This is a genomic window from Alteromonas sp. MMG017, from assembly GCF_018100795.1.
Taxonomy (GTDB): domain Bacteria; phylum Pseudomonadota; class Gammaproteobacteria; order Enterobacterales; family Alteromonadaceae; genus Alteromonas.
In genome coordinates this window covers 23439-29724 of the sequence record NZ_JAGJDY010000019.1, presented here as the reverse complement: position 1 = coordinate 29724, position 6286 = coordinate 23439, and the positions used below count along the sequence as shown (strand labels likewise).

The 6286-nt window shown below is 43.2% G+C and carries 5 protein-coding genes; 2 read left to right on the top strand and 3 right to left on the bottom strand.

The features are described from left to right. Positions 1–166: 166 nt before the first annotated feature. A complete protein-coding gene (locus J8L84_RS19885; protein WP_211072221.1) occupies positions 167–970 on the top strand; it encodes a hypothetical protein in 804 nt (267 codons plus the stop codon). Positions 971–1088: 118 nt separating this feature from the next. Then, complete coding sequence (locus tag J8L84_RS19880) at positions 1089–1964, top strand: sulfotransferase (RefSeq protein ID WP_211072220.1); 876 nt, start codon at positions 1089–1091, stop codon at positions 1962–1964. A gap of 79 nt (positions 1965–2043) precedes the next feature. On the opposite strand, the gene J8L84_RS19875 is transcribed toward J8L84_RS19880, so the two are convergent. From J8L84_RS19875 to J8L84_RS19865, 3 genes are read right to left on the bottom strand one after another with little or no spacing between them, the layout of a single operon-like run. Next, complete coding sequence (locus J8L84_RS19875) at positions 2044–3450, bottom strand: TolC family protein (RefSeq protein ID WP_211072219.1); 1407 nt, start codon at positions 3448–3450, stop codon at positions 2044–2046. A gap of 7 nt (positions 3451–3457) precedes the next feature. Further along, the gene (locus J8L84_RS19870; RefSeq protein ID WP_211072218.1) at positions 3458–4501 is read right to left on the bottom strand and encodes a biotin/lipoyl-binding protein; all 1044 of its coding nucleotides are present in this window, start codon (positions 4499–4501) and stop codon (positions 3458–3460) included. After that, on the bottom strand, positions 4494–6200 hold the full coding sequence (locus J8L84_RS19865; protein WP_211072217.1) for an ABC transporter transmembrane domain-containing protein: 1707 nt from the start codon (positions 6198–6200) through the stop codon (positions 4494–4496). Before J8L84_RS19865 ends, J8L84_RS19870 begins: the two co-directional genes overlap by 8 nt. Positions 6201–6286: the final 86 nt, after the last annotated feature.

Sequence of the window (6286 nt, the reverse complement as noted above, 5' to 3'; positions counted from 1 at the left end):
CCCTCTTTGAAAATTATGTAATAAAATGAACTAAGTGGTTATTTTTCACTCAGATAACATAATAAGTAGACAATATGGACTAATTACTAATAGGATGGGGAACTAGTTCCTATAAAGTAGTAGTCCTTAAGTGGTATAGACTACGCAATAAATATAAGGTGGATATATGGTTCGTATTACTTCATTGCTTTCATCGGCAGTGCTGGTACTCGCAGTAAGTACACCAGCGATAAGTATGAGTGCAAAGGAAGGAACAGTTTCACCGGAAGAAGCTAGCTCTAATCAATCAAGTCAATCTAATCACTTTCAAACCTCGTTCCTGAAACGTCAGGTTGATCAAAACATGTCAGTTGGACGTGCTATTAGCTCTATAGCAGGTCATTACCCTCAAGATGTGGTTTCAATTGTTGATATCGCATTGGACACTTATCCTGAACAGTATCGTGAGATTATCTTTGCTGCTATTTCATCTCAGCCTTCATCTACAGAAGAAATAGTACAGTTGGCTATAGAGAAAGAAGTAAGCTCATGCCCTAATATCGTTCAGTTAGCGATAATGGCAGAACCCACTTATGTAGATTTCGTTGTTCAAGCTGCTGCTGTTGCAACGCCTGAAGAACTAAACGAGATTGTTCGTGTTGCCGTGCTTACGCAACCTGATGCCGCAGACAGTATTGTTCAGACTTTGTCTCAAGAACATCCAAACAAGATTGTCGATATCATGACAAGCGCACTTAATGCAGTGCCTTTTGTTGGTGAATACGTGGTAGATGCATTGTTAGCTGTATTCCCGAACGATGCAAAAACAGTTGTAGAAACTGCGGTAAGAGAATCTTCTCAACAACGTGAGCAAGTTATTCGTATATTAGCCACTGCACAACATGCTGGTGTTAAAGACGACAAATTAAAAGAATATGCGCTAGCCGCAGGGTTATCTGAAAAAGACTTTGATTCAGCAATCAATAACTAATTCAGCAATACTAAACAAACCTTCAATCTTACGTAAATAATGCGTAAAGATAAGACCCTTCGTCACGTTTGTAAGTCAGAGTAGGTAATCCTTTATTTACTCTGACTATTGATAAGCTATGATGCCGAACAATGACGACCTCTCCCCTTTTAAACAACCTATTATTTGTTTAACCAGCCTATCTCATTCTGGGTCAACGGTGTTCTCTATGGCATTAGCGTGCCACGAAAACCTTATCTCGCTTGGAGAGATATACCAGGTCTTAAGGATGGGTCCGACTTATTGGCTGAATAAACAAGAACATCGTTGTAGTTGTGGTGCACCTGCCGACCAGTGTGATTTCTGGCGCCCCGTATTAACAACAATGCGCAGTGTAGACATTATAAACCCTACTTTACCAAGCTATTACCCAGATGCTTATGCGACTGTGCTCGCCCAGTTTTCTAAATTGTACGGTAAAGACTACCAACCAATAGATACCTCAAAGGGAATAAAACATCTAAAGTTACTGGCGGCCTCTAAGACAATTGATGCCAAAGCCCTATTTTTGATTAGAGATGTTCGCTCTTACGCGAGTTCGCAAGCTAGGTTAGCGCGTTCACAACCTCGCAAAGGGTTAAAGAAGGTGAAAGGTCACTATTGGTACCAGATGATGCGCTGGCTAAGTGACAATAAGAAAAGGGAATCTTTATTAACCGATCTTGCTTTACCCTTCGAAACGGTAGGTTACGAACCCTTTTGTTTTAACCCCACCCAAACTCTCGATAGCGTTTACGACTTTTTAGCGTTACCGAAAACACCAAGTTCCGAGAACTTAGGGAAATCAACGCATCATGTACTATTCGGCAATCCCATGCGAAATTGTGAGACTCGTAAAACCGAGATTCGATATGACGACAGGTGGTTTAGTGAAACCAACTACATGCTAGCGGCCGCACTTATACCCACCTTAATGCAATACAATCAAGCCCGAGTCTATGCTTCAGGTCAATAAAAGCCCTCAGCTAAATGAAAGCAAACTTTGAGGCCGAAGTAGAAGCGGCTGACTGAACACGCAGTGGTTACCTACTGAACTAGTGATTAACCGTGTGCAGTTTAGCAACGACACGATATAGCATAAGCTCAGCATTCAACAAATCGACATTTGTTTCAATCGCTTTCATTTGCGCCTTAATTTCATTAGATGCCCTAGCGTTTAACGTAAACATATCACTGTCGCCTGCATCAAAGCGTTTAAGCTCCATACTTGATAGTAACTTGGCGAGCTCTGCATTTTCCTGCTGTAAACTGGCAATCTCTTTTGCTTGCACCCAGTATTCATAGGCTTTTTCGAATGCTTGCTCGATGGACTGCTTACTAGATAGATACTTATGCTCGAGCTCTCGTCCCTTCGATACTAGCTTAACTTGCTCGGCTTTTGCCTTTCTGTTGCCTAGGGGATAGGAAAAGGCCAAGGCCACTTTGCTTTCTGTACCGTCTAGTGAATTAGGTCCGCTGCCAATATCTCGGGCTAACGAGGCTTTCAGATCAAGCTTAGGTAGTAGCGCATTCTTAGCTAAGACTTGCTTGTTCTGAACCACCGTTTTACTCATGCGCAATAAAGCTAACTGAGGGTGCTGAGTTATTTGTTTACGTAGCTGAGATATTTGCGTAGTACTGATACTAAAAGGCCAATGAATATCTGGCGATAACATAGTTTCTGTTATCGGTATCATTTCACCTTGCGTATCGCGCCAGTAGTACGACAAGGTTCGAGCATGCGCATTACGTTTTTGCTTTAACTTAGCTACTAGTAAACGCTGTTCTAAAATATTAGCTTTGAACTCGGTAAGGGTGGCTCGCGCTAAATCGCCTTTTTCAACCCGAGTAGATAAGGCACGTTCGCGCTCAGCGGCACGGCTTAATAAAGATTCTACCGATACCACCTGCATCGCGCTTTCATACCATAGTAAATACTCGGTTAACCCTTTATATAAAAAGCTATTCAGTAAGTCTTGCGCTTCCGCCTCCCATTGCTGGGCCGCCAACCTCGCATTTCTTACCCCAACTCTGCGTTTGTCTACTTCGCGGTTTTTCAATAAAGATAGGGCTATTCCTACACTGGCTTCCCCGCCTGAAAGCGTTTCGTATTCTTGCTCGTAAACAGGAAAGTCGCCATCAGACACACGGTACTCTGTATAAACTGACGCGTTCAATGATTGAAGCGGCTTTATTGCTCGTTGCTGTAGTGCCAAGCCATCGTAATAACCGCTAACTCTGCTAGATGTTTGTTGTTCTATAAAAGGGTCGAACTCACTAAGCGCAATGTCGATATCTGCGCCACTTTGAATTTCCCCCTCAGCAATAGCTTGAGTATAAGGATGGTGATACTGCATTGACTCAATAAGCTCGGTTACCGTAGGTAAAGACGATGCAAATGTGAAACCCGTCATAGAAACACTCAATACAAAGGCAAGCGTGCCAACATGTAGTTTTCTCATGCTAACCTCACCAACTCGACGTTTTAGTTTGAGATGATTCCGGCTCAGCAGTTTGCTGGGGAGGAAAGTTATTCAGTTGCCTCCACAATTCATAGCCCAACTTCACTTCCTCTAGTAATACCCAGGCTTTAACGCGGCTTCCTAACCGCGTAGCACTTTCTCTGGGCCATGGCACATCATCATTATCAGGCACTATCCACACCTGAAACGTACCAGCGGTACTTGCCACCGGCTCAACGTATACCACCTCGCCACCAAACGTACCTATTGAACTGCCCGGCCACCCGCTAAATTGAAACACAGGCCAGCCTTCAAACTGTAAACGCGCCTTGGCGCCTTTTTTAACTAGCGGCGCATCGAGCCCAGTTACCGTTATACGTATGCTACGTTTGGCATTTAAAGGAATAAACTGACCTAGTACGGCCCCTGCTTTTACAAATGTTGAAACCCCGCCAGAGTAAAGCCTGATAATAGTGCCATCGACTGGCGCCACTTTTGTTTGTATAGACTGGCGAGATAAGCTCATACTTACATCGTTAATAGCGGATAGAGAACTTGCCGCTTTCGCCTTCAACTCCTGCACCTTTATTTGCGCTGCCTCTACATCTTTGCGAGACACTAACCCCTGTTCTTGTAATCCAATTTGACGTGCTAGGTTATTTTCAGCGTTAGCCACTGCCGTTTCGTTAGCTTGATGCCCAGCTTTTGCGGCCGTGAGTTGAGATTGAAGTTTATCTAACCGACCAGCGTCGGTATCAATTAACGTAACAATGGGATCGCCCGCTTTTACTTGCATACCTTCGCGCACATGCCATTGTTTTATTTGCCCGTCTACTAAGGCGCTAATCGCTTGCGTTCTGTCGACCGGATCTAAAGAGTCGACCATTCCTGTGCCATAGGCCGTTTGCATCCATGGTGTGAACCACAAAATTAGCGAGGCACACAACACCATCGCTAGCACTAAACCACACACCACTTTGTGAAGTTTAGGAATGTGTAGTGACGATAAAGAACTGACATTATCTAAAAATCGCTTTTCTGCACTATTCATCACTTGCTCCTTCCTGCGGCACTTCCCGATTAATAGTGCTGTCTTTTGCAGGTTCAGCGGCCACTACCTTGGCACTGTCTTTTAGATAAATGACACCATCCAAACAATGAGCTTCTGGTGTATTAGTAAAATAAAGCACCGTACAATTAAGTTCAGACAAGCGGTTTAATAACCGTAATCGCAGTGCTAGTGGAATGGCGTCGAAATGTTGATTAATGATAAGTACTTTAGGCTCTTCAATGATAACTGCGGCCAGTTTTAAAAGTAAGAATTCTAGCGGCTGCAATGGTGCTCCTAGTACCGACACCTTAGAGTCGACTCCTTTAGGCAGCGCGTCGATAACTGTATCTAACTCAACAACGGCCAGGGCTGCTCTAATTTCAGCAAAGCTCGCTCGTGGGTTTGCTAACCGTAGGTATTCTTCAATAGAGCATTCAACAATAAGAGAGCGGTCTAGCGTATTAATAGCTTGGCGTAATTCATAAGTATCGAAGTCATATAAGCTTAAGTCACCAAGCAATAACTCGCCTTTTTGCGGCTTTTCATAGCGCTTCATCAATCCAATGAGTTGTTTTTGAACCCAACTCTTGTTGGTAGTAATAAAGTACTTACCACCCGCTTCAATTTGCAAATCAATTAAGCAGGTATCGCTACCATGGGTAAGGTGTAACTTATTAAATATTAGTTGTGAAGAAGTTGGCACCCGATCGGCTTTCTCGTTAACGTCTTCTTGCGGAATAACCAGTGCAGATCCTATTTTTTCAGCCGCACCATACAATTCATAATAAAGCTTTAAATATTGCGTAAAGCGCGACAATCCAAAGAATACTGCAGACATTATTAATTCTGCCGCGACCAACTGGCCAATAGATAACTGGCCTTGCACCACCAGCACACCACCAATACCTAATAGTGCGGCACTGGCAAACGCATAAAGCAGTAAGAACATAACGACTTGCGCGAAGGTATAATGGAAGTGATTTTTATGCTTAGTTAGGTAGTTGTTGATAAAAGTGTCGGTGCTTCTACCTGCATATTCTACATGGTCGGCCGACTTAAAAAACTCATGAGCAGCTGCAATGTCGTTTAGCCATTTCGCCGAATCGTACTTCGCATGTGATAGCTCAATAGCAGAGCGTTTAGCCCCCGTACCCCAAATTTTCCATATGGCGTACATGACTAAAACCAGCACCAAGTTAAACGCAAATAACATGGGGTGGTAAAAAGAGACCAAAGTAAAACCCACTAGCATTTGCAGTACTAAGGCAAAGCCGTCCACCATCAGTGAAGGCACATTCTTCTGCAGGGTCATTATGTCGAAGTAACGTTGGGTAATATTGGTGTTTTGCCGGCCTTCAAAAAAGCGGTGTTCAGCCATAATCGTTTTTAAGCTAATAATGGCGGTGAGCCGCGCATAAACTTTTCGTTCGTAATATTCCATAATACGCATTCGAAGGGCACTAAAAATCCCCGAGACAAAGAGTGTTAGAAACAGCACAATGGCGAGAATAATAACCGAGCGCGTAGAGCCGATATTGGCAATACTATTAATTAGTGTTTGTACCGCAATAGGCACCGCTAATGTCATTAAACTAATGGCGACACCATAGGCAATGGCAACCCAAAAGAAACCAGCCTCTGGTTTCAAAATAGCAAACAAGGTTTTCCTTGTTGCGTGTAAATTGATGACTTTTCCCATAATTCCTTCGATAGCGCCGAGTGATACTTCGCATTTTATCTAGTGTAATTCAAATAAAAGAATACTAAACCTGTTATATTCTTATT

Coding starts and splice junctions, on each gene's coding strand:
- J8L84_RS19865 (WP_211072217.1), bottom strand. CDS start 6,200: ATGGGAAAAGTCATCAATTTACACGCAACAAGGAAAACCTTGTTTGCT.
- J8L84_RS19870 (WP_211072218.1), bottom strand. CDS start 4,501: ATGAATAGTGCAGAAAAGCGATTTTTAGATAATGTCAGTTCTTTATCG.
- J8L84_RS19880 (WP_211072220.1), top strand. CDS start 1,089: ATGATGCCGAACAATGACGACCTCTCCCCTTTTAAACAACCTATTATT.
- J8L84_RS19875 (WP_211072219.1), bottom strand. CDS start 3,450: ATGAGAAAACTACATGTTGGCACGCTTGCCTTTGTATTGAGTGTTTCT.
- J8L84_RS19885 (WP_211072221.1), top strand. CDS start 167: ATGGTTCGTATTACTTCATTGCTTTCATCGGCAGTGCTGGTACTCGCA.